Source organism: Leucobacter luti, from assembly GCF_004217175.1.
GTDB lineage: Bacteria > Actinomycetota > Actinomycetes > Actinomycetales > Microbacteriaceae > Leucobacter > Leucobacter luti.
In genome coordinates this window covers 323,156-350,129 of record NZ_SHKI01000006.1, presented here as the reverse complement: position 1 = coordinate 350,129, position 26,974 = coordinate 323,156, and the positions used below count along the sequence as shown (strand labels likewise).

At 69.6% G+C, this 26,974-nt stretch carries 20 protein-coding genes and 1 tRNA gene; 9 read left to right on the top strand and 12 right to left on the bottom strand.

The window, feature by feature from the left end; all coding sequences use genetic code 11:
• The 4 genes from EV139_RS12975 to EV139_RS12960 all read right to left on the bottom strand — a co-directional run.
• On the bottom strand, window positions 1-4,029 hold a 4,029-nt coding region (locus tag EV139_RS12975; protein WP_130454756.1), incomplete at its 3' end, for a DUF7927 domain-containing protein.
• Between the two features lie 536 nt (window positions 4,030-4,565).
• Window positions 4,566-5,387, bottom strand: a complete 822-nt coding sequence (gene nusG / locus EV139_RS12970; RefSeq protein WP_130454755.1) for a transcription termination/antitermination protein NusG — start codon at window positions 5,385-5,387, stop codon at window positions 4,566-4,568.
• A gap of 61 nt (window positions 5,388-5,448) precedes the next feature.
• Window positions 5,449-5,721, bottom strand: coding sequence for a preprotein translocase subunit SecE (gene secE / locus EV139_RS12965; RefSeq protein ID WP_130454754.1), 273 nt, complete (start codon window positions 5,719-5,721; stop codon window positions 5,449-5,451).
• A gap of 52 nt (window positions 5,722-5,773) precedes the next feature.
• A tRNA-Trp gene (locus EV139_RS12960) sits at window positions 5,774-5,846 on the bottom strand.
• Window positions 5,847-6,049: 203 nt separating this feature from the next.
• On the opposite strand from EV139_RS12960, the gene EV139_RS12955 reads away from it, so the two are divergent.
• Entirely contained in the window at window positions 6,050-7,252 is a 1,203-nt protein-coding gene (locus tag EV139_RS12955; protein WP_130454753.1) for a pyridoxal phosphate-dependent aminotransferase, read from the top strand.
• A 114-nt stretch (window positions 7,253-7,366) separates the two neighbouring features.
• On the opposite strand, the gene EV139_RS12950 is transcribed toward EV139_RS12955, so the two are convergent.
• From EV139_RS12950 to EV139_RS12940, 3 genes are all read right to left on the bottom strand, one after another.
• On the bottom strand, window positions 7,367-7,957 hold the full coding sequence (locus tag EV139_RS12950; RefSeq protein WP_130454752.1) for a TetR/AcrR family transcriptional regulator: 591 nt from the start codon (window positions 7,955-7,957) through the stop codon (window positions 7,367-7,369).
• A gap of 139 nt (window positions 7,958-8,096) precedes the next feature.
• Entirely contained in the window at window positions 8,097-10,622 is a 2,526-nt protein-coding gene (locus tag EV139_RS12945) for a YhgE/Pip domain-containing protein (RefSeq protein WP_130454751.1), read from the bottom strand.
• 55 nt (window positions 10,623-10,677) lie between these two features.
• Window positions 10,678-11,370 carry an ATP-binding cassette domain-containing protein gene (locus EV139_RS12940; RefSeq protein WP_241989059.1) on the bottom strand — a complete coding sequence of 231 codons (693 nt, stop codon included), beginning with the start codon at window positions 11,368-11,370 and terminating at the stop codon, window positions 10,678-10,680.
• Window positions 11,371-11,498: 128 nt separating this feature from the next.
• Between EV139_RS12940 and EV139_RS12935 the strand changes: the two genes are divergently transcribed.
• The 3 genes from EV139_RS12935 (at window position 11,499) to EV139_RS12925 (ending at window position 14,016) form a co-directional block, all read left to right on the top strand.
• Window positions 11,499-12,686, top strand: a complete 1,188-nt coding sequence (locus EV139_RS12935) for a CE1758 family FMN-dependent luciferase-like monooxygenase (protein WP_130454749.1) — start codon at window positions 11,499-11,501, stop codon at window positions 12,684-12,686.
• A gap of 47 nt (window positions 12,687-12,733) precedes the next feature.
• The gene (locus EV139_RS12930; RefSeq protein WP_130454748.1) at window positions 12,734-13,198 is read left to right on the top strand and encodes a MarR family winged helix-turn-helix transcriptional regulator; all 465 of its coding nucleotides are present in this window, start codon (window positions 12,734-12,736) and stop codon (window positions 13,196-13,198) included.
• Between the two features lie 77 nt (window positions 13,199-13,275).
• A complete protein-coding gene (locus EV139_RS12925; protein ID WP_337248797.1) occupies window positions 13,276-14,016 on the top strand; it encodes a CE1759 family FMN reductase in 741 nt (246 codons plus the stop codon).
• 196 nt (window positions 14,017-14,212) lie between these two features.
• Here the strand turns inward: EV139_RS12925 and EV139_RS12920 are convergent, their stop codons facing one another.
• The 4 genes from EV139_RS12920 to EV139_RS12905 all read right to left on the bottom strand — a co-directional run bounded on the left by EV139_RS12920 (window position 14,213) and on the right by EV139_RS12905 (window position 19,165).
• On the bottom strand, window positions 14,213-15,568 hold the full coding sequence (locus EV139_RS12920; protein ID WP_420029119.1) for an MFS transporter: 1,356 nt from the start codon (window positions 15,566-15,568) through the stop codon (window positions 14,213-14,215).
• Window positions 15,569-15,585: 17 nt separating this feature from the next.
• Complete coding sequence (locus tag EV139_RS12915; protein WP_241989058.1) at window positions 15,586-16,158, bottom strand: MarR family winged helix-turn-helix transcriptional regulator; 573 nt, start codon at window positions 16,156-16,158, stop codon at window positions 15,586-15,588.
• A gap of 119 nt (window positions 16,159-16,277) precedes the next feature.
• A complete protein-coding gene (locus EV139_RS12910) occupies window positions 16,278-17,666 on the bottom strand; it encodes an aspartate aminotransferase family protein (RefSeq protein WP_130454746.1) in 1,389 nt (462 codons plus the stop codon).
• Between the two features lie 14 nt (window positions 17,667-17,680).
• Window positions 17,681-19,165 carry a CoA-acylating methylmalonate-semialdehyde dehydrogenase gene (locus EV139_RS12905; protein ID WP_130454745.1) on the bottom strand — a complete coding sequence of 495 codons (1,485 nt, stop codon included), beginning with the start codon at window positions 19,163-19,165 and terminating at the stop codon, window positions 17,681-17,683.
• A gap of 161 nt (window positions 19,166-19,326) precedes the next feature.
• On the opposite strand from EV139_RS12905, the gene EV139_RS12900 reads away from it, so the two are divergent.
• Entirely contained in the window at window positions 19,327-20,982 is a 1,656-nt protein-coding gene (locus EV139_RS12900) for a PucR family transcriptional regulator (protein ID WP_130454744.1), read from the top strand.
• A gap of 70 nt (window positions 20,983-21,052) precedes the next feature.
• Here the strand turns inward: EV139_RS12900 and EV139_RS12895 are convergent, their stop codons facing one another.
• Window positions 21,053-21,700 carry a Maf family protein gene (locus EV139_RS12895; RefSeq protein ID WP_130454743.1) on the bottom strand — a complete coding sequence of 216 codons (648 nt, stop codon included), beginning with the start codon at window positions 21,698-21,700 and terminating at the stop codon, window positions 21,053-21,055.
• An 88-nt stretch (window positions 21,701-21,788) separates the two neighbouring features.
• Here EV139_RS12895 and EV139_RS12890 point away from each other — a divergent pair, with 88 nt between their 5' ends.
• The 4 genes from EV139_RS12890 to EV139_RS12875 all read left to right on the top strand — a co-directional run bounded on the left by EV139_RS12890 (window position 21,789) and on the right by EV139_RS12875 (window position 26,973).
• Window positions 21,789-23,114, top strand: coding sequence for a class I SAM-dependent RNA methyltransferase (locus tag EV139_RS12890; protein ID WP_130454742.1), 1,326 nt, complete (start codon window positions 21,789-21,791; stop codon window positions 23,112-23,114).
• Window positions 23,115-23,249: 135 nt separating this feature from the next.
• A complete protein-coding gene (locus EV139_RS12885; protein ID WP_130454741.1) occupies window positions 23,250-24,215 on the top strand; it encodes a LysR family transcriptional regulator in 966 nt (321 codons plus the stop codon).
• Between the two features lie 95 nt (window positions 24,216-24,310).
• A complete protein-coding gene (locus EV139_RS12880; RefSeq protein WP_130454740.1) occupies window positions 24,311-25,735 on the top strand; it encodes an MFS transporter in 1,425 nt (474 codons plus the stop codon).
• Window positions 25,732-26,973, top strand: a complete 1,242-nt coding sequence (locus EV139_RS12875; RefSeq protein ID WP_130454739.1) for a M20 family metallo-hydrolase — start codon at window positions 25,732-25,734, stop codon at window positions 26,971-26,973. The genes EV139_RS12880 and EV139_RS12875 overlap by 4 nt, the downstream gene beginning before the upstream one ends.
• The last annotated feature ends 1 nt before the right edge of the window (window position 26,974 follow it).

Genomic DNA, 26,974 nt, shown 5'->3' with positions numbered 1-26,974 from the left:
CGCACCCTCGGGGGTGATCACGTCGTTGACGCGCACCTGGTAGCTGATCACCACGCTCTCACCGGCCGCAATATCACCGGTCCACGAGATCGACTGCGCGTCCTCATCAATGACCGCACCCTCGGTGAGGTCACCGGTGAGCGTCGCATTGTTCAGCACACCGCTGAGATCGTCCGTCACGGTCACACCCGTGTAGTCGGCCGACGACGGGTTGGTCGCGGTCACGGTGTAGGTGATCACGTCACCCGACTTCACCGAGCTGCCGGCGGCCGGATCGGCCGTCTTCACCAGCGCGATCGTGCGCACGGGGTGCTCGGTTGTGGGCGGGTTCTCGGGCTCGTTCGTCATGTCGGTACTCGTCACGACGTTCTTCAGCACCGCGGGCGCCTCGGCGTCGGCATTCACCGTCGCCGTGTAGCTCAGCGTGATCGTCTCACCACCGGCAACATCGCCCACCCACACCAGCTCGTTCCCGAGCAGCGTCATACCCTCGGGCAGACCAGCCGTGTCAATCGTCGCGTTCGCGAGCAGACCGCTCACGTCATCGACCACATTCACGTCACGCACCACGCGCGGGGTGTCGTTGGTCACGGTAACCGTGTACGTCACCTCGTCGCCCGGGCGAACCGTCGACCCGGAAGCCGGATCAGCGCTCTTCGCGAGCGTGACCGCACCACGCGGGTTATCCGTCGGGTGCTCCGTCTCGGGGCTCGTCGGGGAATCCGGGCTCGACACCACGTTCCGCAGCACCGCACCCTCGGGGGTGATCACGTCGTTGACGCGCACCTGGTAGCTGATCACCACGCTCTCACCGGCCGCAATATCACCGGTCCACGAGATCGACTGCGCGAGCGGGTCGTAGACTGCGCCGCCCGAGATCGAGCCGGTCAGTGTGCCGTTCGCGATAATGTCGCGCAGGCTGTCGGACACCGTGACGTCGGTGAAGTCGACCGCGGACGGGTTGGTCGCGGTCACGGTGTACGTGATCACGTCGCCCGACATGACCGTGCTGCCCGTGGCCGGATCGGCCGTCTTGTCGAGCACAATCGTGCGCACGGGGTGCGTCGTGGCGGGCGGATCCTCGGGATCGTTCGACATGTCCGGGCTCGTGACCACGTTGCCGATCACTGCCGGGGCCGTGGCGTCGGCGTTGACCGTCACCTGGTAGCTCAGCACGACCGAATCGTTGGCGGGCACGGTGCCCGTCCAGCGGATCGTCTGCCCGTCGAGTTCGGCGCCGCTCGGCAGCGAGGAGAGGACCACGGTCGCGGGACCGCTGACCGTGTCTTCGACGGTCACGTTCACCATGTCGGTGGCGGCATCGTTCGTCGCGGTCACCGAGTAGGTCACCGTGTCGCCGGGGCGAACGGCGGTGCCGGATGCGGGATCAGCGCTCTTGCTGAGCTCGACCGTGCCGCGCGGGTTGTCGACCTCGTGCTCGGTCCCCGGCGGGTCCTCGCGCACGTCGGCGCTGCTCGCGTGGTTGCCGATCACCTGGCCGTTTGGCGCGTCGTCGCGCACCTGCACCGTGTAGGTGATGGTGACGGTCTCGCCAGCGGGAACGTCCCCGGTCCAGCTCAGGATCGAGTCGGTGACGGTGGCTCCGGCGCTCGGCTCGCCCTGCAGGGTCGCGTACGGGAGCACACCCGACAGATCGTCGGTCACGGTCACGCCCGCCTTGTCGGCGGTCTGGTCCTTATTCGTGAGCGTCAGTGTGTAGACGATCTCGTCGCCCGGCTTGACCTCGGTGCCCGAGTTGGGCGTCGCGGTCTTCGCGAGCGTCAGCTCGTCCTCGACCGGCGTGCTCGTCCCCGGCCCCTCGGGATCAACGTTGTGCGGCGACTCCACGGAGTTCACCAGCGCCTCGCCGCCATCGAGCGGGTACAGCTCGTCCGCGGACTTCGTGGTGACGTCGTAGGTGATCGTCAAGACGGCGCCAGCGGGCACCTCGCCCTGCCACGAAAGCAGCGGCTCGGTGAAGGTTGCGTCGGGGGCGGACAGGTCGCCGCCGTCGCGATCGACGAGCGCGACGCGGATGTTCTCGGGCGCACCAGCGTACGCGAGGACACCGCTCAGGTCGTCCTGCACCGCGGCGTCCGCAATGGTGAGGCCGCCGACGTTCGTCGCGGTGATCGTGTAGCTGACCACCTCGCCGGGAGCGGCGTGCCCGTTCCCGTCTGCGTCGGCCGCGGACTTCGCGAGCTTCAGCGCGCCGTCGATCGGGGTGGTGACCGTCACACCGGTGGTCCAGGCGTCGCGGTTGCCGGCGTCGGCCGCATCCCGAACGCTCGGCACGCCCTCGGCAACGCCGTCGCGCTCCTGCGTGGTGGTCACGGAGTTCACGAGCGCCGCGATCGGCTCGGTGAAGTCCTGCACGTCCTCGTCGTCGGCGTCGACCGCCGCGTTGACGGTGGCGCGGTAGGTGATCGTGATGGTCTCGTCGACCGCGAGGTCGCCGGTCCAGGTCAGCTGCGAGCCCGCGAGGTTCGCTTCGCCCCGTGACGCGGAGACCTTGCTGATCTCCGCGTCGTCGAGCACGTTGCTGAGGTCGTCAGTAACCGTGAAGTCGGTCAGGGGCATCCCCGTCGTGTTCTGCACCGTGACGGTGTAGTCGGCGACATTGCGCCCGTCGACCGCGCTCGGGGAGGCGTTCCCCGGCGCAAGTGAGGTGGTCTTCGTGAGGGTCACCGCGTTCGGGCTCTCAAAGACGTAGACATTGCCGCTCGAGCTGACGACCGCGCGGTGGTGGGTGGTCCCGGCCGCGTCGACGGAGCTCCCCGCCTGCACGGATCCGCCAAGGATCCCAAACGTGCCAAACTTCGACTCACCGCCGTCCTTGGTGGCGAGTGGTTTGAGCGGGGTGGTCGATGCCGGACCCTGGAGCTCGTAGAGCTGCACGAGGCCCGTGTTCGGAGTGTTGTCCTGGTTCAGCGAACCGACGAACAGCTCGTTCGTCGTCTCATTCAGGTCAAGGCTTGCCCCGAACGAGTACTGGTGCGGCCGCTCTGACGCGGTCTTTCCGGCGAGTGAGCCGTCGGCGTTGTAGACGTAGACGGCACCCTGCGTGGTGTCGGTCGCCGTCGCGATGTCTCCGGGCGCGCTGCCCTCGTAGAGCACCTCCGACGGGGCACCGGCGAGGATCCGGCCGTCCTCGGTAATGGTCGCTGCGCGGCCCAGGCCCGCCCATGATCCGCCGTCGGCGATGGCAGGGAAAGCAACCTGTGCCTGGTTTACGTCTGCTGCAGTGGTGAACGTGAGCGCACCGGCGTCAAGATCCCAGGAGCTGATCTGTCCCACCTGGTACGGCTTGCCGTCGGCGGCGAGCTCGGCGTGCTGCGGGGCGGACACGACCGCGGTTGGGCCGCGCGCGGTCACAATCTGGCCGTATACGTCGTCCGCGTGCACCTGGTTCTCGGACAGCAGGATCGGCGCGGCCTGCACGTCGGCGGCAACGGCGTCAGCCATGGCCGCGACGAACGCGGCACCGGCGTTCACCTGGTCGTCAACGCGCGAGTTGGGGGCGCCGACAACGATGTGCGTGCCGGAGACACTCACCGCCTCGCCGAAGGAAGCAACCTTGGCGACGCGCGTGCTGTCAGCGGGCGTGATCTTCGTGGGGGTGGTGGTCCACTCGTCGCCGCTGCGCGTGTAGACGTACACCTCCTGCGAGTACCGCGCGCCCACGGCGATCACGCCGGCGGCCTCGTCGATATCCACGGAGTAGCCGAAGCCCTTCGCGTCCGCCGGCGTCGCCAGCGTGGTGTTCGAGAACTCACCGAGGTCGGGGCCGGTCCAGCTGCGCACCACGACGCTGCCGCTGCCGGCGGTGCGTGAACCGCGCTCCTGCGTAAACACGACCGTGCTGCCGTCGAGCTTCACGTCGTAGCCGGTGCGCGCCTGATCGGCGCCCGCCACGTCGGTGCCAAACTGGGCAACCTCGACGTAGCGCTCGGCCTGCGTCGCGTCGAACGGCGCGAGATCCGCGACCGTCGTTTCAGCGCTCGCGACCGAGGGAACTGCGATCAGCATTCCCGCGGTCAGGATCGCTGTGGCTCCCGCCGCGATCGTCGACCGTACCCTTCGCCACAGACCCCCACCGGGGGCATGTGGGCTGTGCACACGCAAATATTCCACGACTCTCCTCAAACGCGATATCGGATGCTGTGTCCGCAGGCCCCAGTCAGGGGCCCAGAACTCAGACGAAACCTCGACTACTAAGTTCCGCGAGCTGCAGCAATGTGACACGATTCGCGAAAATACTTTGAGAAGCTCACGCCGCTCTCACCGCATGGCGGTCTGGCGCCGGAAGTCGGGCGGGCCAGTGACGGGGAGTATAAGTATGCGATTCAATGCGTTTGACAGCACTCACTGTCAGGCTCATACAACATGAGTAGTTAGAAAAAGATTCTGAGTGCTATTCGCCACTTCTTGCGAGATTGACTGAGTGCAGTGTGCGTGGAGCATGAGTGTTGAGGGTGCGCGTCGGAATGTCACGCAGCGCACACAAAAAACACGAAGGACCCCGCGCAATGCGGGGCCCTTCGTGTGTGTGGTGAGGCGGAAGCCTAGACCATCTTGGTGACCTGATCGAAGCCGAGCTCAACGGGAGTTTCGCGCTCGAACAGCGACACGAGGACCGTGAGCTTTCCAGCGGCAGCGTTGATCTCGCTGATCGTGCCGGGAAGACCCTCGAAGGACCCGGACTTGATCGTGATCGTCTCGCCGACCTCGAAGTCGATCTCGACGTTTCCCTGAGCGGCAGCCGTTGCAGCGGCCTTGCCCTTCGCCGTGGCGGCGGGCTCGAGCTCGACGGTGCTCTTGAGCATCTCGAACGCCTCGTTGATCCGCAGCGGGACCGGGTTGTGCGCGTTGCCGACGAAGCCGGTCACGCCCGGCGTGTGACGTACCACGGACCAGGTGGACTCGGTGAGGTTCATGCGGACCAGCACATACCCGGGGATGCGCACGCGCGTCACCATCTTGCGCTGGCCGTTCTTGACCTCCATGACCTCTTCCATGGGGACCTGAATCTCGTAGATATCGTCGACCGCGCCCATCGTCTCGCGACGGTTCCACAGGTTCGACTTCACCTTGCGCTCGTAGCCCGCGTAGGTGTGGATCACAAACCACTTCCCGGGGCGGCGGCGCAGATCCTTCTTGAACGCCTTGTAGGGGTCCTCGCTCGACTCGGCCTCGGCGCCCTCTGCGGCGATCTCTTCGGTTTCCTCGTCGACAATCGCCGAGGCGGCCGCTTCGGCCTCCTCTACGGTGTCGATGTCGAGTGCGTCCTCGACCGCGGCGTCAACGACGGGGTCAGCCGTGTGCGCCAGCGCATCGAGCGCCGCGTCGAGGTCGGCCTCGGGGGTGTTGCTCGTCTCGCTCGTCATCTGCTGTTCTTGCTTTCTCTGCGTGCTCGTTCGGGCCCGGGTGCTGTCGCGCGCTGCGCAACTAGCCCAGCGGCGTCCCGAAGATAAAGACGGTAATGAACCCAAACACCTGGTCGAGCGCCCAGACGAGCGCCATCATGATCACGACGAACGCGATCACCACGATCGTGTAGCGGACGAGCTCTTTGCGCGTCGGCGTGACGACCTTCTTCAGCTCGGCGAACACCTGCTGCACGAACAGGATGATCTGGCTGAACCAGTTGCGCTTGGCAGCGCGATCGGCCTTGGCGCGCTCGACCAGGCCGCCGCTTTCCTCAACTTCGCTACTGCTCATCGCCGTTCCTTTCAATAAACCCGTCCGGCGCTTTCGCGCCGGACGGGAGCGGCAGGGCGGACAGGACTCGAACCTGCAACCTGCGGTTTTGGAGACCGCTGCTCTACCAATTGAGCCACCGCCCTATGGAAACTAACTCCGAATTTCGCGTGCCGTCCGGGAAACCTTCAGGCATAGGAAATTTTGGCAGAAGTCAACTACCTCGCACCACTGTACGGGATCCCGGGCGCGTTTGTCGAACCGGGGTCGCGCGCGCAGATTCACTGCTCGGTGGAGCCACCGCGCGGAGCATGCCCCCGCGCGAGGCGTCACGGCGTAGACTATTCGCGTGACCAACATCTCTCGTCTGTCAAAGAAGATCGCCGCTATTGCGGAGTCAGCAACCCTTAAAGTCGATGCGAAGGCGAAGGCCCTCCAGGCAGAGGGTCGCCCAGTCATTAGCTACGCCGCGGGCGAGCCCGACTTCGCGACTCCGCCGCACATCGTCGACGCGGCCCGCGCCGCCCTCGACGATCCCAAGAACTTCCGCTACACCGCCGCTGCGGGGCTCCCCGAGCTCAAGCGCGCGATCGCCGACAAGACCGCCCGCGACTCGGGATGGGCAGTCGATCCCGCCCAGGTGATCGTCACCAACGGTGGCAAGCAGGCCGTGTACCAGTCGTTCCAGGCACTGCTCGATCCGGGCGACGAGGTCCTCCTCCCCGCGCCGTACTGGACCACGTACCCCGAGGCAATCCAGCTCGCGGGCGGCGTGCCCGTCGAGGTGTTTGCCGGGTCCGATCAGGGCTACAAGGTGACCGTGGAGCAGCTCGAGGCGGCGCGCACCGAGCGCACCAAGGTGCTCCTGTTCGTCTCCCCCTCGAACCCCACCGGGGCCGTCTACTCCCCCGAGGAAACGAAGGCGATCGGCGACTGGGCCGAGACCCACGGCCTGTGGATCATCGCCGACGAGATCTATCAGAACCTCACCTACGACGGCGTGCGCGCGGTCTCGATCGTCGAGGCCACCCCCGCACTGCAGGACCGCACGATCCTCGTGAACGGCGTCGCAAAGACCTACGCGATGACGGGCTGGCGTCTCGGCTGGATGATCGGCCCGGCCGACATCATCAAGGGCGCCGCCAACCTGCAGTCACACCTCTCGTCGAACGTCAACAACATCGCGCAGCGCGCGGCCATCGCGGCGCTCACCGGCCCGCAGGAGCCGATCGAGGAGATGCGGCTCGCGTTCGATCGCCGCCGCAAGCTGATCGTTGGCGAGCTCAACAAGGTGCCCGGCTTCAACTGCCCCACCCCCGAGGGCGCGTTCTACGCCTACGTGGACGTGACCGCGGCTCTCGGCAAGCCCGTGCGCGGCGTGACCCCGACCACCTCGCTCGAACTCGCTGATCTGATTCTTGAGCACGCAGAGGTCGCCGCGGTGCCCGGCGAGGCGTTCGGCCCGTCCGGCTACCTGCGCTTCAGCTACGCGCTCGGCGACGAGGCGCTGCTCGAGGGTGTCCGCCGCATCCAGGGCCTGCTCGCCGAATAACAGGCCACATCGCGGCAGCGCGCACGGGCCGGATCCCGCACTCCACTGGGTGCGGGATCCGGCCCACTGCTTTTTCCGGGCGCAGCTCGCCGCTGGCGCCGCACCCGCAGTGGACTAGCCGGCGGCGGAGGCCGGCGGCGCTGCGAAGGCGCGGAGCACCTGGTCGAGCACGAGCTCGACCGGCTGGTCGCTGCGGAACAGGAGCCAGTCGAGGCAGGCGCCCGCGAGCGCCCCGAAGAACGCTGCCCCCGCGGTCTCGGTGATCTCCGAAAGTGCCGCTCCGCCCGGCGCCCGGCGCTCGGCTGCGCGCAGCACGTCGGTGAAGCGCACCACCACCGACGATCGGGCGAGCTCCATCGTGCCCGCCCAGGGCCGGTCGGTGCGGAACACCTCTGACGCCATGAGCTTTGCGAGGTCGAGGTTGCCGCGCAGCGTCTCGAGGGTCGCGGCGGCAACGGCGCGCGGGCCGTCGGCGGCCGGTGCGCCCACGCGCGCCTCGTCGATCGCCGCGGCGAGCCGCGCGAACCCGTCGCGGATCACCTCCTCGAAGATCGCGTCCTTCGAGGCGAAGTTGTAGTACAGGCTGCCCTTCGCCACGCCGGCGGCCTCGGCAATCTGATCCATCGAGGCGCCGCTGATCCCGTACTGGGCGGCGACGCGCACAGCGGCTTCGGTGATGAGCTGCTTCGTATTCACACGTGCCATGACTCCATCTTCCCCTAGTGGGCCGTGGTTCGCCCCCACGATGGCGGGATCACGCGGCCGGTGGCGCGCGAACAGGAACGGGGGTGGCCTGGATTCTTACCCAGGCCACCCCCGCGCGTTGGCGACGAACTCGGTTCGACTAGATCGCGAGCTCCGGGTGCAGCCGCGAGAGCGTCCACACCTTCTGGCGCCGAGCGGCGACCGAGCTGATCGCCAGCGAGCCCAGCAGCACCGCGAGCATCACCGCGAGCGCCACCCAGAAGCGCGCGTCGATGCCGCCGCCGATGAGCTGGCGCAACCCGTCGACCACATATGAGGCCGGCATGAACGGGTGCAGGATCTGGAAGAAGGCCGGTGTGGTCTCGACCGGGTAGGTGCCGCCAGAGGAGGAGAGCTGCAGCATGAGCAGCACCAGGCTGACCACGCGGCCGGCCGCCGTGCCCAGCACCGCGATGAACATCTGTTGCAGCGCGAGGAAGGCGAGGGTGACCAGCAGCATGAACCCGGTCATCCCGAGCCAGTGCGCCGGTTCGAGCCCGATCCCGTAGACGAGCACGAGCATCATGATGACCACCTGGCCGAGCCCGATGAGCGCGGCGGGCCAGAACCCGGCGAGCACGGAGCGCAGCCCCGACACGTTCGACGCGAGCGGGCGGCGCGGCAGCGGTCGCAGGATCAGCCAGGTGATGAGTGCGCCGACGAACGACGCGAGCGCGATGAAGAACGGGGCGAAGCCGCCACCAAATCCCTGCACGGCGTTCTCGGTTGACTCGTCGAGCGCCACCGGCGCCGCCATCGTCTCGGCGATCTTGACCGACTGCCCCGCGGCGAACTCTGGGGCTTCGTCGGCCCCCTCGGCGAGCTTCGTCGCGAACGTGTCGGCTCCCGCAGAGACCTGCGTCGCCCCCTTCGCGAGATCACCGGACTTCGCGCTCGCCTCCTGCGCCCCGGTATCGAGCTGCGTGGCGCCCGCCGCGAGCTGATCCGCGCCGGCAGCGAGGCGATCCGCACCGTCGGCAGCGGTGGCAACGCCCCCGGCGAGCGCCGCGCTCCCGGTCGCGGCGTCCTGCGCCCCGGTGGCGAGAGTGCCCAGTCCGGCGGCGAGCTGCCCGCTGCCGTCGCGCGCGGTGGCGGTCTTTTCCGAGAGGGTGCCCGCGCCGGCCGAAACGGTGGCGGCGCCCGTGCTCAGCTCCGACGCGCTGTCGCGCAGCGTTCCGAGCTGCGCCGAAATGGTGTTGGATCCCTGTGCGAGCGCGACGGTGCTGTCGCGCAGCGTGACGCTGCTCGCGGCGACGTCCCCGGCACCCGCGGCGAGCTCGCCGGCCTTCCCGGTGAGGGTCTGGAGCCCCGCGTCGAGATCGGCCGCGCCGGTGGCGACGGACCCCGCCCCCGTGGCGAGCTGCGCCCCCGCGTCCGAGAGCTGCGCGGCGCCGGCTGCGAGGCCCGCAATTGAGGACCCGTTTGCCTGCAGCGCGGCGTCGAGCTCGGCCACACTGGCGTCAGAGTTCGCCGCGAAGAACTGCGCGATCGCACCCGTGCCGCTCGCGAGCTGCGCGGCCCCGCCGCTGAGCTCCGCTGCGCCAGTCGAGACCCCGGCCGCGCCGGTGTTGAGCGCGGTCGCGCCGCCGCTCAGTGCCGCAGCGCCGTCCGAGAGCGCCGTGGCCCCCGTCGAGAGGGTGCCGGATCCGGTTGCGAGCTGCGCGGTCCCGGTCTGCAGCGCCGCCATCCCTTCGGAGACCGTTGCCGCGCCAGTGGCGAGCTTGTCGGCTCCGGCCGCAAGCTTGCCGCTTCCGGTCGCCACCGTGGCGGTCCCCGTGGCGAGCGAGTCTGCTCCCGTGCTCAGCTGTCCGAGCCCGTCGCGCAGCTCCCCCGTCTTCCCCGCGGCCGCGCTCGCCCCGGAGGCAAGCTGCGAGCCGCCCTCGGCGAGTGCGGCGCTGCCGTCGCGCGCCGCGCCGAGCCCGGTTGCCAGCTGCGCCGTACCGCTCGTGAGCTCCGGCGCCTTCGCAACGATCTGCGCGGTGCCAGCGGCGAGCTCGCCCAGGCCGACGCTCAGCTTCGTGCTGCCCGCTGCCACGGCGCTCGTTCCCGCGTCGAGGGTGCCGGCGGCGTCCGCGGCGTCGCGTGTGCCGGCGCTGAGCTTCTCAACGCCCACGAGCACCTGCTCCGCGGCAGTCTGCGTGGCAGTCTGCGCCACGGCGTCGCGCAGCTGCACCATCGCGGTCTTACCGAGGGTGGACGCGAGGAACGAGTTGTTGTCGTTGTACGTGACCTCCAGCGTGCCCGCCCGCGGCTCGTCCTGGAGTCCGGCAAGCGTCGCGGAGAAGTCGCGCGGGATCGTCACCGAGAAGTACACCTCGCCGTCGGAGACCGCCGTCGCTGCGGCAGACTCGGTCATCGGCTTCCAGCCGAGATCTTTCCTCTCCTGCAGCTCAGTAACGACGTCGTCGCCGGCCGCGAGCGCGTCGCCGGCCGGCGTGGTCGCCGGCTCGTCGAGGTTGACGACCGCCACGGGGAGCCGATCCATGTGGTCGGTGGGCGCCCAGAACGCCCACAGGTAGAGGGCGCCGTAGATCAGTGGGATGACGAGGAGGACGACGAGGGCGACCTTCGGCATCGTCCCCTTGCGGAAGCGCTGCAGCTCGGTGCCGCGTGTGAACAGTGACATGGTGTGTACTTCGATTTCGTGTCGGTGGTGCAAACAGGAGGGGTCGGCGCGGCGCCTACAGCGCGATCACCGCGGGGGCGAGCTCTGCGAAGCGCTCGATATCGCCGGGGTCGCTCGTGGCGATCACGCTGCGCACGCCGCGGCGGCTGAGTTCAGCGAGCCTCGCCGCGACGATGTCGCGGTCGGCGGGGTCGCGGAGCGCATCGAAGTCGTCGATCACGAGCAGCTCGGGCTCCTCGAGGAGGGCGAGTCCGATCCTGAGCAGCTGCTCGGCGGCCGGCTCGAGGTCGTAGCCGTTGGTCGCGAGGTCGGGGATCGGGCGCTGGCCGAACGCGGGCTCGAGCAGGTCGGCTGCGAGCTCGGCGGTGATTCGTGGCGTGCGGCGGTACCAGGGCAATGCCCAGGAGAGCCGCTCGCGCACGAGGTCGCCAACGGTGACCGCCGGCTCGAGCGCGTCGATCGCGTCGAACCCGGCGACGCCGGTGCGGCGACGCACCTCCCCAAGGCTCGTGGTGCCGAGCGTGCGGCACTCGCCCGAGCTGAGGCGCATGCGCCCGGCGATGGCAAGCAGCAGCGAAGTGCGCCCACTTCCGCGTGGCCCGTGCACCACGGTGATGGGCCGGTCGCTTGCGGCGGTGATGGGGCCGAAGACGGCGCCACGGGCGCCGTCAACGCGTGCGGCGGAGAGCGCAACAACGGCGGTACTGGCGGCGGGCGCCCCCTGGCGGGTGGCGTGCAGAGTGGTCACGGTGATCCTTCACATTCTTGAACTGACTAGTCAGTCTAAATCTGAATATTCGCTCGGTCAAGTTGGGAATAGAACCGACAACCCCGCGTTATCTTTATATGCAAGCGCATATATTTGGAGGCAGCATCATGGAATTCGGGATCTTCTCGGTCAGCGACGTCACCCGCGACCCCGTCGCGGACTACACCCCCAGTGAGGCAGAACGCATCACCGGGCTCGCGCAGATCGCCGTCCACGCTGAGTCGGTTGGCTTTGACGTGTTCGCGATCGGCGAGCATCACAACCCGCCGTTCTTCTCGTCAAGCCCCACCACGTTCCTCGCGCACATTGCCGCGCTCACCAAGACACTGAAGCTCTCGACCAGCACCACGCTCATCACCACGAACGACCCGGTGCGCATCGCCGAGGAATACGCGATGCTGCAGCACCTGGCCGGTGGCCGCATGGACCTCATGCTCGGCCGCGGCAACACCGCGCCCGTCTACCCCTGGTTCGGCAAGGACATCCGCTCCGCGCTCCCGCTCGCCCTTGAGAACTACAACCTGCTGCACCGGCTGTGGCGCGAGGACGTCGTCGACTACGAGGGCAACTTCCGCACCCCGCTGCAGGGCTTCACCTCGACGCCCCGCCCGCTCGACGACGTGCCGCCGTTCGTGTGGCACGGTTCGATCCGCACCCCCGAGATCGCTGAGCAGGCCGCGTACTACGGCGACGGTTTCTTCGCGAACCACCTGTTCGCGCCCTCGGAGCACTTCCTGCGCCTCGTGAAGTTCTACCGCGAGCGCTTTGAGCACTACGGGCACGGCACGCAGAAGCAGGCGATCGTGGGCCTCGGCGGCCAGGCGTTCGTCGCGAAGAAGTCGCAGGACGCGATCTCGCAGTTCCGGCCCTACTTCGCGGAGGCCCCCGTGTACGGTCACGGTCCACGCCTCGAAGACTTCACGCAGCAGACGCCCCTCACGGTCGGCAGCCCGCAGGAGATCATCGACAAGACCCTCACGTTCCGCGATACCTTCGGCGACTACCAGCGCCAGATGTTCCTCGTGGATCACGCGGGCCTCCCGCTGAAGATCGTGCTCGAACAGCTCGACCTGCTCGGCTCAGAGGTGCTCCCGGTACTGCGCCGCGAAATGGCCGCGGGGCGCGACCCGGAGGTGCCCGAGTCGCCGAGCCACGAGAGCCTGGTCCGCGCAAAGTACGGCGATGCCGAGCCGCGCCAGCCGCGCCCCAACGCGAACCGCGGTGATAATGTCACCGGCGGCTCCCCGTACCAGGACAGCCCGGCGAAGTCCGGCGCCGCATTCGGCCTGAGCTAGTCGCTCCGAGCCGACACCCGCACCACACCGCACCCGAGAGGACCATCATGACCGCCCCAGCCCGCACTGACGTACGGCTCACGAACGACGCGTGGGAGGCGCTCATGACCGCGCACGCGACGCTCCTCGCGAAATTCAGCGCGGAGGACATGTGGGGGGAGGCGAGCGTGCGCGAGTACGACGTGCTCTACACGCTCGCCAAGTTCGGCGCTCCGGTGCGGATCTGCTCGGTTCAGGAGCGCGTGCTCCTCAGCCAGCCGGCGCTCTCGCGCATGATCGACCGACTCGCCACGCGCGGACTCGTCGCCCGCGCCGCCGACGAGCAGGACGGGCGCGCCGTGCTCGTCTCGCTCACCGAAGAGGGCGCGCGCGTGCAGCGCGAGATCGGGCGCGCCCACGCGAAGAGCGTTGCGCGCGATCTCGGCGCGGGGCTCTCCACCGACGAGCTCCACGAGCTTGAGCGCCTCTGTCTCAAGCTTGTCGCCACGCAGACCGCGCCGCCCACCGAGTAGCGCGGCCGCCGAACCTCGGCGGCCGCAGCACCAGCCCAGTCACTGAATCCACCACCACGCGTGAGGAAGACCGCACCATGAACACCCCACTCGACGGCGCCCCGCAGCAGCCGCACACCGCAGACTCACCGGCCGACGCAATGCCCGCCGCGGCGCCCCGCCGCATCAGCCTGGCGATCGTGAGCGCCGGTACGAGCGACCCCTCGACCACCACCATGCTCGCGCGTCGCGTCGCCGACAAGGCCGCCGCGCTCGCCGCGAGCCAGGGCCTCGACGCCTCGATCCGGCTCATCGACCTGCGCGCGCTCGCGGCCGACGTCACCACGGCGCTCGTCTCGCAGCACGTCTCGCCGGCGCTCCAGGAGGCGAGCGACATCCTTCGCGACGCCGACGGCGTGATCGCCTCCACCCCGGTCTATAAGGCGGGCGCGAGCGGACTGTTCACCTCGTTCTTCCAGGTGCTCGACAACGACCTGCTGATCGGCACGCCCGTCGTACTCGCCGCAACCGCGGGCAGTGCCAGGCACGCGCTGGTGGTCGATGACCAGATCCGCGGCATGTTCGCGTACCTGCGCACGGTGACCGTCCCGACGGCCCTGTTCGCGGACCCCGACGACTGGAACCGCAGCGACTTCGGGACCCGGATCGAGCGGGCCGCGACCGAGCTGATCGCACTGGTCGCCGGCGGCTTCCGCGCCGCGGTGCGCGGCGACTCCTGGGGCGCCTACCAGCACTCCTACGGCAGCGCGGGCGGCACCGAGCTCGGCATCGACCTCTCCTCCGACCTCATGCGCCTCGCCACTGGCGGCCGCGGCTAGGCCCCTCGCACGGCTGCTGAGCCCCGGGCAGAACCGACCCTTTAGCACACAACCGACCCTGTACTTCGGCGGATTCGCGCGAAGTACAGGGTCGGTTGTGGTGTAGCGGGTCGGAGCTGCGGGGTGGGTGGCGCGGGCCGGCCAGGGACGGCTGGCCAGGGGGCAGCCGCGGCCAGGGGCAGCCAGGGGCGGCCAGCTACGCGTCGCCGACGGCGATCGCCGCGGCCTCGCTGACGGCCGTCTCGTGCGGCCGCCCGATGTGGGCCAGGAAGCGGCCGGCCACCGCGAGGGCGACCATCGAACCGATCACCGCGACCGCACCGGCGAGGTACGGAGCACCGGCGCCGAGCGCCTCGGCGAGCGGGCCCGCGACCGCCGGGGCCACGGCGCCGCCCATGAAACGCACACCCGAGTATGTCGACGAGGCCACGTTGCGCGGCAGCTCGGTCGCCTCCATGACCGCCTCGGTGAGCGCGGTGTTCATCACGCCGAGCAGCAGGCCACTCACGATCACGACGGCGACGAGCCCGGGCAGCGACTCGACGAACACCGCGAGCAGCACGAGGCAGACCGTGAGCGCACCGAGCATTGAGAACAGCACCGGCCGCAGCCCGAGGCGCCGCGTGAGCACGGGGGCAACGAGCACCGAGGTGATCGCGAGCGCGAGGCCCCAACCAAAGAACACGAGGCCGAGCTGGCTTGCCCCGAACTCGATTCCGGCGGCCTGGGCCGCGGCTTCCATCGGGTACGGGCTGTACGCGAGCAGCACGAAGAAGCCGAAGTTGTAGAGCAGCGCGACGATCGACAGCCCAAGCAGCGCGGGGTTGCGGAGCGCCCGGAAGCTCGCCAGGATCGAGACCCGCTCGGCGACCGCCTGGGTCACCGCGGCGCCCGCGGCGGTTGCCCGCGGCTGGCGCAGCAACACGAGGATCGCGATCAGCGCGATGGCCATGAGCGCGGCGGTGCCAAAGAACGGCCCGCGCCAGGAAATCGTGCCGAGCGCGCCGCCGATGAGCGGGCCCGCTGCGAGCCCAACACCGAGCGCCGCCTCGTAGAGCACGATCGCCTGCCGGGCCCCGCCCGAGGCGGCCCCCACGATTGCCGCGAGCGCCGTCGAGATGAAGAGCGCGTTGCCGAGCCCCCACCCGGCGCGGAAGCCGATGATCGCGTCGACCGTGCCGGAGAGGCCGGCGAGCCCGGCGAACACGACGACGAGCAGCAGCCCGGCGATCAGGGTGCGCTTGACTCCGATCCGGCTCGACACCCAGCTCGTGAAGAACATGGCGATTCCGGTGATGAAGAGGTAGCTCGTGAACAGCAGCATCGTCTGGCTCGGGCTTGCGCCGAGCTCGCGGCTGATCGCGGGGAGGATCGGGTCGACGAGACCGATCCCCATGAACGACACTGCGCAGGCGAACGCAATGGCCCACACGGCGGTGGGCTGACGCAGCAGCGAGGCGCGCGGTGCGGGCGCTGCGGTCTGGGGTGAGGGTGAGGCGGACGTGGGAGGCTCCTTGGGTGTGCGGCGGGCGAACGGCGAGCGGGGTGTCACGCACCCCGGGTCGGCGCTCAGCCGGACGGGTTCCCCACGCCGTCGGTAAGGTGCCGGATCAGCTCGACCGCGCGGGCAAGCGTTGCCCGGTCGCCGGCAGAGAGCTGCGCGAGGTGCGGGTCGACGGCGGCCGCGGCGGTGCGGCGGTAGTCGGCGAGCGCGCCGCGCCCGGCCGGGGTCACTGAGACGAGCGTGGCCCGGCCGTCGTCCGGGTCTGCCCCGCGCACCAGCCAGCCCTCGCCCTCGAGGCGCTGCACGAGCTCGGTCATGGTGGGCTGGGCCACCCGCTGCTGCTGCGCGAGCACGCTGATCCGGGCCGGCGCCGCGCTGAGTTCGGCGAGCACACGCCAGGCGACCGTTGAGTACTGCACGCCCGGCACGCGCCCGAGCGTGCGGCTGAAGCGTGCCGTCGCGAGGAGCAGATCGAGCGCGAGGCGGTCCCCCTCCGGCGCGTCAACGGTCCCGGTCGAGGGATGGGTCGCCGTCGCTGTCGGGCCAGCACCCGAGGGCGCGTCAACGGCCTCCTGCGCGTCACCGGCCACCGGCGCGTGAGCGAGCGGCCCAGCAGCCGCAGAGTCAGAGTGAGTCACAGTGTGCCAGCGTAGCACCATTTACATAGGCAAGCTATGTATCTGGTGCGCAGCACCCCGAATACGCCGCAGGGCCGGCCCCTCAGAGAGGAGCCGGCCCTGCGGTGTTGCACGTGGAACTATGCCGCGACGTACCCGTCGGCGACGTCGAGCGCCGCGTCGATGATGTCGAGTCCGGCGATCAGATCCTCTTCCGAGATGATCAGCGGCGGGGCCACCTGCAGGCGGTTGCCCGCGGCGAACGGCCACAGGCCCGCAGACTTGCACGCCGCAACCACGGCGTTGAACGGGGCAGCTGCCTCGCCCGACGCGTTGAACGGGATGAGCGGCTCGCGCGTTGCCTGATCCTTCACGAGCTCGATCGCCCAGAACAGCCCGGTGCCGCGCACCTCGCCGACCGAAGAGTGCTTCGCGGCCATCGCCTCGAGGCGGGGACGCACCACGCGCTCACCCAGATCGCGCACGCGCTCCAGGATCTGCTCTTCTTCGAAGATATCGAACGTTGCCACGCCTGCGGCGCACGCGAGCGGGTGTCCCGAGTACGTGAGGCCACCGGGGAACGCCTTGTTCTCGAACGTGGCGTGGATCGCCTCGCTGATCACCACACCGCCGAGCGGCACGTAGCCCGAGTTGACGCCCTTCGCGAAGGTCACCAGATCCGGGTTGACCCCGTGCGCCTGGTACGCAAACCACTCGCCCGTGCGCCCGAAGCCGGCCATGACCTCGTCGCAGATCATGACGATCCCGAACTCGTCGCAGAGCGCGCGCACACCGGCGAGGTAGCCGGGCGGCGGGATCAGGATGCCGTTCGTGCCGGTGACCGACTCGAGGATGATCGCGGCGATGGTGCCGGGGCCCTCGAGCTCGATGGTCTGGCGCAGGTGCGCGAGTGCGCGCTCCGACTCCTGCTCGGGCGTCTCGGCGTAGAACGCCGAGCGGTAGGCGTAGGGCCCGGTGAAGTGCACCACGCCCGCGTCGAGGGTGCCGTTTGCCCAGCGGCGCGGCTCACCCGTGAGGGTGATGGCCGTGCTCGTTGAGCCGTGGTACGAACGGTAGCGTGCGAGCACCTTCTGGCGGCCGGTGTGGTGGCGCGCCATGCGCACGGCGTACTCGATCGCCTCGGCGCCGCCGTTGGTGAAGAACACCGAGCGGGCGCCGTCGAACGAGCGCTCAACGATGCGCTTGGCGAGCTCGCCGCGCACGTCGTTCGCGAGGGCGGGCTGGATCGTCGCGAGCCGACCGGCCTGCTCCTGGATCGCCGTGATCAGACCGGGGTGCTGGTGCCCCAGGTTGAGGTTGACGAGCTGCGACGAGAAGTCGAGGTACTCGGTGCCGTCGTAGTCCCAGAACCGCACGCCCTCGCCCTTCGCGATCGGCAGCGGGTTGATTGCCCCCTGCGCCGACCACGAGTGGAAGACGTACTGCCGGTCGTTGGCGCGCACCTCGCGCTGCGCCTCGGTGTCGCCGAAGCTCTGCTCGGCACCGTGGAGGTCGATGTAGTCAGCCATTGCTCACTCCTCGCTTAGCTGTTGCTCGGGAAGCCGAGGTCAACCTTCGACTGGTCCGGGTTGGGCCAGCGGGTCGTGACGACCTTCGAGCGCGTGTAGAAGTTGATCGACTCGGGGCCGTAGATGTGCGAATCGCCGAAGAGCGAGTCCTTCCAGCCGCCGAAGGAGAACGAGCCAACCGGGACGGGGATCGGCACGTTGATGCCCACCATGCCGGCCTCGACCTCGAACTCGAACTGACGCGCGACGCCGCCGTCACGCGTGAAGATCGCGGTGCCGTTGCCGAACTGGTGGTCGTTGATCAGCTGCACGCCCTCCTCGTAAGTGGCGACGCGCACGACCGCGAGGACCGGCCCGAAGATCTCGTCGAGGTACATCTTGCTGTCGGTCTTGACGTGATCGACGAGCGAGACGCCCGTGAAGAAGCCGTTGCCGTCGAACTGGGTCTCGCGACCGTCAACGACGACCGTTGCACCCTCGGCCGCAGCGCCGGCGACGTAGGACTCGACGCGCTCCTTGGCCTCCTTGGTGATGAGCGGGCCCATCTCGGATGCCGGATCGGTGCCGTCGCCGATCTTGAGGTCGGTGATGCGCTCGGCGATCTTGCCAACGAGCTCGTCGGCGATGTCGCCAACGGCCACGACCACGGAGACCGCCATGCAGCGCTCGCCAGCCGAGCCGTACGCCGCGGAGACCGCGGCGTCGGCCGACATGTTGAGATCGGCGTCGGGCATCACGATCATGTGGTTCTTCGCGCCACCCAGTGCCTGCACGCGCTTGCCGTTCGCTGCGGCGCGCTCGTAGATGTACTTCGCGATCGGCGTGGACCCGACGAAGCTGATTGCCTTCACGTCGCGGCTGTCGAGCAGCGTGTCGACGGCGACCTTGTCGCCGTGGACCACGTTGAGCACGCCGTCGGGCAGGCCGGCCTCGCGGAACAGGTCAGCGATGAACACCGACGCGGAGGGGTCGCGCTCGGAGGGCTTGAGCACGACCGTGTTGCCGCACGCGATCGCCGAGGCGATCATCCACAGCGGCACCATGACGGGGAAGTTGAACGGCGTGATCGCCGCGACAACGCCGACCGGCTGCTTGATCGAGTGCACGTCGACGCCGGTGGAGACCTGCTCGTCGCGCTCACCCTTGAGGAGGTGGAGCAGGCCGGAGGCGAACTCGACGTTCTCCAGGCCACGGGCGATCTCGCCGGCGGCGTCGGAGAGCACCTTGCCGTGCTCGCTCGTGACGATCGCCGCGAGCTCCGGGGTGCGCTGCTTGAGCAGCTGGCGCAGGTTGAAGAACACATCCGCGCGCTTGGTGAGGCTCGTCTTGCGCCACATCGGCAGGGCGGCCTGTGCCGCCGCAATCGCCTGCTCGACGGTCGCCGCAGACGCGATGCCCAGCTCGTGCTGCGCCTCGCCCGTCGCGGGGTTGTAGACCGCCTGAATGCGCTCGGCTGCGTCGACCTTCTCGCCACCAATAACGTGGGGGATGCGTGCCATCCGTCCGCCTCTTTCCTGTTCGTGCCGAGATCTCGCTGTGAAATCCGGGCAATGTGTTCGAGGCCGAACGCCCCGCTGTGCTCAAGTGTGGCAGGCGAACACGCGGAGAACGACCGGCAAAGTATCGCATTCTCTCCCTGGTTTCGTACACTGTGTATGACATGCACACGAACCCCGCAGACCTCACCCCCGTCACCGTCGCTGACGTGCTCGAACTTCCGGAACTCGCCGCGGGCCAGCCGGAGCTCGCCGCGGGCGCAGCCGGCCTCCAGCGTCGACTCCGCTGGGCACACGTCGTGGCGGGAGCAGCCGCCATCGGGCTCCTCGACGGCGGCGAGCTGATCCTCACCACCGGCGCCGGCTGGCCCACGGCGCAGGGCGCGCTCGAACGACTCGCGACGGAGCTCGCCGGGGTCGACCCCGCCGCCGTGGTGCTCGAGCTCGGCGCCCACTTCGAGACGGCGCCGGAGCCACTCGTGCGCGTCTGCGGCGAGCGCGCGATCCCGCTCATCGTGCTGCACCGCGAGGTGCGCTTCGTGCAGATCACGCAGCGGATCCACCAGCGCGTGCTCGCCGCGCAGAACGAGGCGCTCTCCGCACGAACCGAGATCCACGAGATGCTCACCGAGCTGGGCCTCAATCGCAGCCCGGTCGACTACGTGATCGACCGGCTTTCTGAGACCCTCGACGCACCGGTGGTGCTCGAGGATCCCTCCGGGCGCGTGGTCGCGTGGGCCGCGCGGGATCGGGACCCGGAGTCGGTGCTCGCGGCGTGGACCCAACCGGGCGAGCCGGCGCTGCCCGCCGACGCCGAGCGCGTGGTGGTCGAAGCGCAGGGACGCCGCTGGGGCACGCTTTCAGCGCTGGGCGGGCCCGCGCACCCGGCGGGCCGACGCACCGTGCTCGAGCTCGGCGCGCTCGCGCTCGCGCTCGGGCGGCTCGCCGACACGAGCGGCGAGGCGTGGCTCCGGCTGAGCTCGAAACAGCTCTTTGACACGCTCCTGAGCGGACGGTACCGGCGCGACGCCGAGCTTGCCGTGCAGCTCGCCGCGGCCGGGCTCCCGGTCACCGACCGCGTGCTGGTCGGCGCGACGCTCCGTGGCACCGGAGACTTCGGGGCGCACGGGCCCCTTGAGCGCGCGCTGCTTGAGACGGCCCTGCGCCGCGCGGTCGCCCCCGAGGGGCGGGTGATCCTCGTGCCAGACACCGAGGCCGCCGATGGGGGCGCTCGCGCGACCCTGCTCGCGCTGCTCTCGTTCCCACGGGGCGACCCGCGGGTTGCCCCGTCCGCCGGGGACAGCCCCACACCGCTCGTGACGCGCCTCGCCCGCGAGCTTGACATGCTGCTGCCCTCCACCACGCCGGCGTCCTGGCGTGCGCACCTGGGGCTCGGGGCCGACGGCACCGGCGTGCGCTCGCTCATCACCTCGCTCGAGCGGGTGCGCGCCGCCGGGCAGCTGCGCCCCTCGGCGGCGGCCGGACGCGTGACGGCACAGGTCGCGGAGCGCCAGGCCCTGGCCTACCTGGTGCGCGGCTTCGCTGGCTCGCCCGAGCTGCAGGAGTACGCGACCGCGACGCTCGGGCCGCTCGTTGCGCACGATGCGGCGTCCGGGCCGGGCCACAGCGGGGACCTGCTGCGGGTGCTCCGCGCGTACCTCGATCAGCCCACCAACCGCTCGCTCGCCGCCGAGCGCGCCCGGCTCTCACGCTCGGTGTTCTACCAGCGGCTCGCACTCATCGAGGAGCTGCTCGACGTCGATCTCGCCGACGGCACCACGATCGCGACGCTCGCCGTGGCGCTCCTCGCACTCGGCTGAGGCGGCGCGCACGCCGCGCCGTTCTCGGTGCTCGCTCCTCCAGCGCCCGGGGCGCGAGCGCCGCGAGGCGCTAGACCGCGGTCGGCAGGTTCCAAAGCGCCGAGTAGTCGTGTCCGAGCCGCACCACGAGGCGCCGCAGCTCGGGCAGCGAGAGCCCGATCACGCAGCTCGGTGCGCCCTCGATCCGCTCGATGAACGCCCCGGCGAGGCCGTCGACCGCAAAGCCGCCGGCGAGCTCGAGCGGCTCCCCCGTCGCGACGTACGCCGCGAGCTCCGCGTCGCTCACGTCGGCTGCGAGGGTGACCGTGGCGGTGTCGACGCCGCCGGCCGCGCCGCGCACGGCGCCGCCCGTGTGGTCGATCACCCAGTGCCCAGAGTGCAGCACGCCGGTGCGGCCGCGGTGGTGCTGGGCGCGCGCGAGCGCGACCTCGGGCAGGTGCGGCTTCCCCAGGATCTCGTCGTCGAGCAGGAACATCGAGTCGCCCCCGAGCACGAGCCCGTCGATCTCGGCCCCGTGGCGCCGCACCACGTCCTCGGCTTTGAGTCGCCCGAGGTACTCGGTGAACTCGGGCGCAGAGAGCGCGCGGCCCAGCTCGGCCTCGCGCGCGGCAATCGCCGCGTCCTCGTCGACCTCGGGCGAGAAGCAGATCGGTTCGATCCCGGCGCCACGCAGCACTGACAGGCGGGCAGGGGACGTCGAAGCGAGGTAGAGGCGCATGCTCCGATCCTATTATCGCGCTCACCCCGGCGGCAGGCGGCGCCCCCGCCGGGACGTTGCTCCCGGTGAGCATGGGAGAATGGAGCCCATGGCTACTCATGAACCCACCGGCGCACCCCTCGAAGTGGGCGCCGAGATCGAACTCGACGTCACCGGCATCGCGCACGGCGGCGTGAGCGTTGCCCGGCACGAGGGCCGCGTGGTGTTCGTCGCCGACGCGATCCCCGGCGAGCGCGTGCGCGCCCGCGTGACGGACGCGAAGAAGAAGTCGTTCGCGCGCGCCACGACGATCGCCACCGTCGACGCGTCACCGGATCGCCGTCCCCACGTCTGGGACGCCGCCGATCTGAGCCGCAACCCGGAGGACCGGGCCGGCGGCGCTGAGTTCGGGCACATCGCGCTCGAGCGCCAGCGCTCGCTCAAGGCCGAGGTGCTCACCGACGCAATGCGCCGCTTCGGGGGTGTCGAGCTTGCCGCTGACGAGGGCGAGGACCTCGCTGAGGCGCTCGCCGACCTGGTCGAGGCGGCACCGGGCGACGAAGAGACGAACGGGCTCGGCTACCGCAGCCGCGTACGCCTGCACGTCGATCCGGAGTCGGGCACCGTGGGGCCGTACGCCGCGCGCAGCCGCCGCGTGATCCCCGTCACCTCGCTGCCGCTCGCGAACGCCGACATCGCCCAGATCGCCCCGCTGGGCGACTTCATGCCCGGCGTCGCGACCGTCGACCTCGTGGCGCCCTCGGCCGACGATCCGCGCATGCTGCTCGGCATGGTCGGTGACCGCACGCGCACGGGCGCCGCCGACGCGGTGCAGGAGCTCGTTGAGGATCGCGGATTCATCGTGCGCGCCGGCGGGTTCTGGCAGGTGCACCGCGAGGCGCCGGCGCTGCTGTTCACCGCCGTGCGCGACGCGATCAGCGAGCTCATCGAGGCCGGCCGCTTCGACCCGGCCGCCGGCAACCTCGACCTCTACGGCGGGGCCGGGCTGCTTGCCGCCGCGATGGCCGAGGCCGCCGGCCCGGGGCTCAAGGTGACCACCGTTGAGTCCGACGACGCGGCGACCGACGACGCCTCGGAGAATCTCTCCGAGCTGCTCGGCGCGCTCGCGGTGACCGCGCGCGTGGATCGGCACCTCTCCGAGCTGCTCCAGGCGCCCGCATCGGTGCGGGATCGCCTCAGCCGCGGCACCGTCGTGCTCGATCCGCCCCGCTCCGGCGCGGGTGGCGAGATCACCTCGCAGCTCACGCAGCTCGCACCCGCGAACATTGTCTACGTGGCGTGCGACCCGGTGGCGCTCGCGCGCGACACGAAGACGCTGCGCGACTCCGGCTACGAGCTGACCGGGCTGCGCGCGTTCGACATCTTCCCGCACACGCACCACTTCGAGTCGCTCGCGGTCTTCGAGCGCGAGTAGGCGCCGGGGCGCGGCTCGCACGCGCGCCCGCACACTGAAGTCCCGCGGGCAGAGTCACACGACTCTGCCCGCGGGACTTCGGCTTTTCCGCCCGAGCGAGCGGCACCGCCCACCGCGGCCTGACACAATGGCGCAATGATCGCACGAACGCCGACGTTCACCCTCGTACAGTTGCGCTACTTCGTCGCGGTGGCTCAACGCGAGCACATGACGGCCGCCGCCGCGGACCTCAACCTCACGCAGTCGACGCTCTCGAGCGCGATCGCACAGCTTGAGCGCGAGCTGGGCGTGGCGCTGTTTCTCCGGGTCCCGCGGCGCGGGCTCCAGCTCACGCCGGCCGGGGAGATTCTGCTCGCGCGCAGCGCAGCGTTCCTTGAGGAAGCCGAGCTGATCGGACGGACGGTGCAGTCGAGCGGCGAGGTGCTCAGCGGGGAGATCTCGGTTGGCTTGTACGCCCCGCTCGCGCCCTACCAAGCCCCGCTGATCCTGCAGCGCTTTGAACGGCAATTTCCCGAGGTGTCAGTGACGTTCGTTGAGGGCGACCAGGGCACCCTGCAGGAGGCCCTGTACGACGGCGCCTGCGAGATCGCCCTCATGTACGATCTGGGCGTCGACGAGCGCTTCGAGCGCACGGTGATCGACCGCATCCCGCCGCACGTGATCGTCGCAGAGGAGCACCCGCTTGTGCAGCGCGGGCGCGCGGAGGTGAGCCTCGCGGAGCTCGCGGACGAGCCGTTCATTCTGCTCAATCTGCCGCACACCCGCGACTACTACCTCAGCCTGTTCCGCCAGCTCGGGGTGTCGCCCAGGATCCGCCACATCTCGCTCGGCTACGAGACGGTGCGCTCGTTCGTGGCGCAGGGGCACGGCTACTCGGTCCTCAATCAGTGGGTCGACTACGGCCGCACGTACTCGGGTTCGCGGGTCGTACCGATCCGGCTCGCGGACGAGCTCCCGCCCACCGAGGTCTCCCTCGTCGCGCGGCGCGGCCTGGTCCCCACCCGCAAGGCGCGGGCGTTTGCCCAGGTCTGCACCGAACTCGCGAACGAGCACGCGTATTCATCGAATTTCTCGATCGAAACAAACGAATCTCCCCGTTAGACGAGATCGTTCCGGGCCCGAATGATTGAGGCAAGTCCCGCCCCGCCGGCAATGGAGTCGGCGGACCGCGCAGGGGCTCACCCCAGGAGGACGCAATGACGCAGCAATCCGACACCGTTGATTCGACCGTCGCGCCGCAGCCGCAAGGCGGCGCCGCCCCGCCCACCGATCCGGTCAACCTCCCGACCGGTCCCGTCTCCGTCGCCGAGCGGCGCACGCTCACGCGCGACCGCCGCCGCGTGCTGCTCGCCGGCAGCGTCGGTCAGTTCATCGAGTTCTACGATTTCACGCTCTACGGCCTCTCGGCGCTCACGCTCTCCGCGCTGTTCTTCCCCGGAGTGAGCCCCACGCTCGCACTCCTGTCCACGTTTGCCGCGTTCGGCGTCGCGTTCTTCGTTCGCCCACTCGGCGGGCTCTTCTTCGGTGCGCTCGGCGACCGCTACGGCCGCCGACCGGTGCTCTACGTGACGCTGCTCACGATCGGGATCGCGACCACGGCGATCGGGCTGCTGCCCACCTACGCGCAGATCGGCGTCGCCGCCCCCGTGCTCCTCGTGCTGTGCCGCCTGCTGCAGGGGTTTTCGGCCGGTGGCGAATCGGTGGGCGCACCGGCCTTCGTGTTCGAGCACGCGCCCAACCACCGTCGCGGGTTCTGGCTCAACATCACGCTCGCCGCCACCGCGCTGCCATCTGTCGTCGGTGGCACACTGATCCTCGTGCTCTCGCAGAGCATGTCTGCCGAGTCGTTTGAGGCGTGGGGGTGGCGGATCCCGTTCATCATCGCCCTCCCGCTCTCACTGTTCGGGCTCTGGATCCGCTCGCACACCGAAGAGTCTGACGCGTTCAAGCAGGTGCAGCAGAAGCAGCTCGCCCAGAAGAAGGAGCACACCCCGATCCGCGACGCGTTCCGAGAGAACTGGCTGCAGATGCTCCAGGTCATCATGGTGATGGGGCTCACCGCCATGGGCTTCTACTTCCTCTCCGGCTACTTCGTCGCCTACGTGCAGACCGCCGGCGACCTCAGTCGCGAGGCCTCGCTGCTGGCGAACGCCGCCGCGATGCTGCTCTACGCACTGGTACTGCCCGTCGCGGGGCTCCTCGGCGACCGCTTTGGCCGCAAGCCGATGCTCATCGTGGGCGCCGCGGCGATCGCGGTGCTCGCGGTTCCGGCGTTCCTGCTGGTCACCTCGGGCTCGTTCCCGCTCGCAATGCTCGGCCAGTTTGTGTTCGTGCTCGCCGTCTGCACCTACGGGGGCGGTTGTTACACCTTCTTCGTTGAGATTTTCACCACGCGCACCCGCTTCACCTCGGCTGCCGTGAGCTACAACGTCGGCTACGCCATCTTCGGCGGCACCGCGCCGTTCATTGGCACCTGGCTTGTCGAGGCCACCGGCTTCGGCGCGAGCCCCGGCGTGTACATGGCCATCGCCGCCGCCGTCGTCTTCCTCGTCCTCGTCTTCACCAATATCCCCGAAACCCACCCGCTCAAGCGGACGCGCACCTCAGGAGCTGCTCTGTGACCACCCCGTCATTTCTCACCGATTTCCACCGCGTCGCCGAGATCGGTGCGACGCCCAACCACGGGGTCGACCGGCAGGCGGCGACCGCGGAGGACCGCGAGACCCGGGAGTGGTTCCGCACGTTCGCGCAGACGCGCGGCTGGGAGGTGCGGGTCGACGGGATCGGCAACCAGTTCGCGCTCGTGGAGCTGGTACCCGGCGCTCCCTACGTGCTGCTCGGCTCGCACCTCGACTCGCAGCCCCTTGGGGGGCGCTTCGACGGGGCCTACGGGGTCATCGCCGGGCTCCACGCCGCCGACCGGATCGCGAACTCCCACGCCGCGGGTGACGCCGCCGCGCCCCGCTTCAACCTCGCGGTCGTGAACTGGTTCAACGAGGAGGGCGGCCGCTTCGCGCCGTCGATCATGGGAAGCTCGGTGTTTGCCGGGATCATGGACGAGGCGGAGATGCTGGAGGTCCGCGACCTCCGCGGAGTGTCCGTGCGCGAGGCGCTGGACCAGATCGGATACCTCGGCAGCGACGCGCGCCCCGAGATCGCGGCCTACGCCGAGATCCACATCGAGCAGGGCAGGATCCTTGAGCGCGAGGGCATTCCGATCGGCGCGGTTGACTCGAGCTGGTACACGCAAAAGCTCGACATCGAGGTGCTCGGCGAGCAGTCGCACACGGGGGCGACGCTCATGTCTGACCGGCACGACGCCCTGCTGGGCGCGGCGAAGGTGATCCAGCGGGTCCACGAGGTCACCGACCAGTTCCCACCCGAGACGCTCGTGTCGTCGGTGGGCCAGCTCACGCTCGAGCCGAACTCCCCGATCGTGGTGGCCCGCCGCGTGCACCTCGTCGCCGATCTTCGGGCCGACGACGAGGCGGTGGTGCTCGCCGCGCGCGATCGCCTCCTCGCCGACATCCGCCTCATCGAGGCCGAGCACGGCCTCACGATCCACGCGCGCGACTTCGACGTCCGCGCGAATCAGCACTACCCGGAGTCGGGGATCCGGCTGAGCGAGGAGGTCGCAGCCTCGCTCGGTCTCGGCGCGCGACGGATCCGCACGATGGCGGGGCACGACTCGGTCGCCATGAACCGGATCGCCCCGACCGTCATGCTGTTCATCCCGTCGGTCGACGGCGTGAGCCACTGCGAGCGCGAATTCTCCCGTGACGAAGACATGGCCGCCGGGGTGGATTTCCTCACGGAGGTGGCGCGGCGCCTGCTCACGGGCGCGCTTCAGGCCGAGTAGC

Excerpts from the sequence above, each read along its gene's own strand:
- nusG (WP_130454755.1), bottom strand. The coding sequence starts at position 5,387 with ATGACGAGCGAGACGAGCAACACCCCCGAGGCCGACCTCGACGCGGCG.
- secE (WP_130454754.1), bottom strand. The coding sequence starts at position 5,721 with ATGAGCAGTAGCGAAGTTGAGGAAAGCGGCGGCCTGGTCGAGCGCGCC.
- EV139_RS12950 (WP_130454752.1), bottom strand. The coding sequence starts at position 7,957 with ATGGCACGTGTGAATACGAAGCAGCTCATCACCGAAGCCGCTGTGCGC.
- EV139_RS12945 (WP_130454751.1), bottom strand. The coding sequence starts at position 10,622 with ATGTCACTGTTCACACGCGGCACCGAGCTGCAGCGCTTCCGCAAGGGG.
- EV139_RS12935 (WP_130454749.1), top strand. The coding sequence starts at position 11,499 with ATGGAATTCGGGATCTTCTCGGTCAGCGACGTCACCCGCGACCCCGTC.
- EV139_RS12930 (WP_130454748.1), top strand. The coding sequence starts at position 12,734 with ATGACCGCCCCAGCCCGCACTGACGTACGGCTCACGAACGACGCGTGG.
- EV139_RS12925 (WP_337248797.1), top strand. The coding sequence starts at position 13,276 with ATGAACACCCCACTCGACGGCGCCCCGCAGCAGCCGCACACCGCAGAC.
- EV139_RS12910 (WP_130454746.1), bottom strand. The coding sequence starts at position 17,666 with ATGGCTGACTACATCGACCTCCACGGTGCCGAGCAGAGCTTCGGCGAC.
- EV139_RS12905 (WP_130454745.1), bottom strand. The coding sequence starts at position 19,165 with ATGGCACGCATCCCCCACGTTATTGGTGGCGAGAAGGTCGACGCAGCC.
- EV139_RS12900 (WP_130454744.1), top strand. The coding sequence starts at position 19,327 with ATGCACACGAACCCCGCAGACCTCACCCCCGTCACCGTCGCTGACGTG.
- EV139_RS12895 (WP_130454743.1), bottom strand. The coding sequence starts at position 21,700 with ATGCGCCTCTACCTCGCTTCGACGTCCCCTGCCCGCCTGTCAGTGCTG.
- EV139_RS12890 (WP_130454742.1), top strand. The coding sequence starts at position 21,789 with ATGGCTACTCATGAACCCACCGGCGCACCCCTCGAAGTGGGCGCCGAG.
- EV139_RS12885 (WP_130454741.1), top strand. The coding sequence starts at position 23,250 with ATGATCGCACGAACGCCGACGTTCACCCTCGTACAGTTGCGCTACTTC.
- EV139_RS12880 (WP_130454740.1), top strand. The coding sequence starts at position 24,311 with ATGACGCAGCAATCCGACACCGTTGATTCGACCGTCGCGCCGCAGCCG.